This window comes from Gilvimarinus gilvus (genome assembly GCF_030518155.1).
Lineage (GTDB): Bacteria > Pseudomonadota > Gammaproteobacteria > Pseudomonadales > Cellvibrionaceae > Gilvimarinus > Gilvimarinus gilvus.
Genome location: NZ_JAULRU010000563.1, coordinates 1 through 308, shown reverse-complemented (window position 1 = coordinate 308; position 308 = coordinate 1). Strand labels below are relative to the sequence as shown.

Annotated in this window: 1 protein-coding gene; it reads left to right on the top strand. The window is 64.0% G+C overall.

Translation table 11 applies throughout. From position 1 onward, the window contains the following. On the top strand, nt 1-308 hold a 308-nt coding region (locus QWI17_RS10595; RefSeq protein WP_302722476.1), incomplete at both ends, for a HAMP domain-containing protein.

Sequence of the window (308 nt, the reverse complement as noted above, 5' to 3'; positions counted from 1 at the left end):
GATCGTCGGCATGTCCGATGACGCGTTCAGCCAGCGCCAGCAGGAAATCGTGATCAAGGCGGGCATCCTCGCGCTGTTCGCCCTGCTGTTCACCTTCTTGCTGGCTCGCCGCCTGGCCCTGAGCCTGGCCAAGCCGATCAGCGACATGGGCCACGCGGTCAAGGCCATCCAGCAAGGCAAGTACAACACCCCCTTGCCTGTGGTAGACGACAGCGAGCTGGGCCACCTGGCGCGCCACATCAACAACCTGGCCAGCGCCCTGGAGCAGGCCAGCGCTGAACAGCAACAAACCATTGCCGAGCTGATCC